This is a genomic window from Streptomyces ureilyticus (genome assembly GCF_011045025.1).
Taxonomy (GTDB): Bacteria; Actinomycetota; Actinomycetes; order Streptomycetales; family Streptomycetaceae; genus Streptomyces; species Streptomyces ureilyticus.
In genome coordinates this window covers 1-1928 of record NZ_JAAKZX010000439.1, presented here as the reverse complement: position 1 = coordinate 1928, position 1928 = coordinate 1, and the positions used below count along the sequence as shown (strand labels likewise).

Here is a 1928-nt window from a genome sequence, read left to right as displayed (position 1 = left end):
TGGTTAAAAGTTGAAGCAACAGTTCCGAAACGCGTGCGCACACCTCATCGACCCAGACCACGCCCCCGCCGTCCCCCGGAGGGATGGTCATCGCCTGGCCGCCCGTCGTCCGGCGGTTCAACTCGTCCATGCGGGACTGGATTTCGGCGCAGCGGGCGGTGGCGCGTTCGTGGTCGTCGCGGGCCCAGGCCAGGTCGAGGCGTATGGAGTCGGCCTCGTCGCGGGAGGCGGCGGTGCGCAGGGCGTGGGTCAGGTCCGCCTGGCGTTCGGCGGCGTAGCGCTGTTCGCGGAGCATCACGTCGAGGCGGTCGCCGAGGGCGTCCCGGCCGCCGGGCCGGGCGTCGTACGCGGCGAGTGAGGCCTGGTGCAAAGCGCGCGCCCGCTCGGTCTCCTGGGCGGCGGCCCGGTCGCCGTATGCGACCGCGAGGTCCTGGAGCAACGCCTCCACGACGTCCCAGGGCGGCACTTCCCAGCCGTCCATGCAGGCCCGCATTCCGTCGGGATCGCGCTGCCAGAACACACCGCACCACCCGCCGCCCTGGTCGAGCCGGGTCAGCAGTCCCTTGAGATACTGCGCGAACTCCCGCACCTGCCCCGGGAGTTGTTCCACCGCCATTGCGTTCACCCCACGCCGACCTGGAGTACTCCGTTCCGGTAGAAAACACCATTCATGTTACGGATGCGCTACGAGAGGTTTTCGGACCGGACGCAGAGTACTCCGTCCAACTCGGAACTTGACGTGCGCGATTCGGCTTCGGAGGCCGGCAAGTCCCGTATACGCGAAGGACGCTACACCTCCGCCGGCGCGCACCTCCCCACGATCTCGTCCATAGACAGACCCAGCACTCCGGCCAGTGCCGCCACGGTGAAGAAGGCGGGGGTCGGAGCGCGGCCGGTCTCGATCTTGCGGAGCGTCTCGGCGGAGAGGCCCGCGCTGGCGGCGACCTCCGCCATGCTGCGACCGCCGCGGGCCTCGCGCAGCAACTGGCCGAGCCGCTCGCCGCGTTCACGCTCTTCGGGGGTCAAGGGGGTGCGTACCATGCCCCCATACTAATACCGGTGAGCGTTATATTAATAGGCGTCAAGCGGTATAGTAATTGGCATGGTTGAACTGAAGACGGACACGTCGATCGACGCGATGTACGAAGCGGGCCAGGTCGTGGGCCAGGCCCTCACGGCGGTACGGAAGGCCGCTGCCGTGGGCGTCTCGCTGCTGGAACTGGACGAGGTCGCCCACGACGTCCTGCGCGGCGCGGGCGCCGGCTCCCCCTTCCTCGGTTATCGGCCTTCCTTCGCCCCCACGCCCTTCCCGGCGGTCCTGTGCACCTCGGTGAACGACGCGATCGTGCACGGCGTCCCGACCGGTTACCGACTGCGCGACGGTGACCTGGTCTCCGCCGACTTCGGTGCCGAACTGGGGGGCTGGGTCGGCGACTCGGCGATCAGTTTCGTCGTGGGCCGGCCCCGCCCCGACGACCTGCGCCTCATCGAGACCGCCGAGCGCGCGCTGGCGGCGGGCATCGAGGCGGCCGTCGTCGGCAACCGCATCGGCGACATCGCCCACGCCATCGGCACGGTGTGCCGCCGCGCGGGCTACGGCATTCCCGACGGCTTCGGTGGCCACGGCATCGGGCGCCGCATGCACGAGGATCCTCCGGTCCCGAACGAGGGCCGTCCCGGCCGCGGGCTCCCTCTCCGCCACGGCATGGTCCTGGCGATCGAGCCCATGCTCATCGCCTCCGGCGCGGACGAGTACCACGCAGCCCCGGATGGCTGGACCCTCCGAACCAACGACGGCTCCCGTGCGGCCCACGCCGAGCACACGGTGGCCATCACGGACTCCGGCCCACGGGTCCTTACGGCTCGCTGAGGGCCATGGGCGACCCGTCGTGGCGGTTCCTTTCCCCAGCCCCGCCCCTTCCCGAAAC

General features: G+C 70.1%; 2 protein-coding genes and 1 pseudogene. 1 reads left to right on the top strand and 2 read right to left on the bottom strand.

What is annotated here, in order from left to right:
- Positions 1-616 (bottom strand): annotated as a pseudogene (locus G6048_RS47950) (hypothetical protein); the annotation flags it as partial.
- Between the two features lie 173 nt (positions 617-789).
- The gene (locus G6048_RS47945) at positions 790-1041 is read right to left on the bottom strand and encodes a helix-turn-helix domain-containing protein (RefSeq protein ID WP_165345875.1); all 252 of its coding nucleotides are present in this window, start codon (positions 1039-1041) and stop codon (positions 790-792) included.
- A 61-nt stretch (positions 1042-1102) separates the two neighbouring features.
- Between G6048_RS47945 and map the strand changes: the two genes are divergently transcribed.
- Positions 1103-1870: a type I methionyl aminopeptidase gene (map, locus tag G6048_RS47940; protein ID WP_165345874.1), complete on the top strand. Its 768-nt coding sequence runs from the start codon at positions 1103-1105 to the stop codon at positions 1868-1870.
- Positions 1871-1928 lie beyond the last annotated feature (58 nt).

Coding starts and splice junctions, on each gene's coding strand:
- G6048_RS47945 (WP_165345875.1), bottom strand. CDS start 1,041: ATGGTACGCACCCCCTTGACCCCCGAAGAGCGTGAACGCGGCGAGCGG.
- map (WP_165345874.1), top strand. CDS start 1,103: ATGGTTGAACTGAAGACGGACACGTCGATCGACGCGATGTACGAAGCG.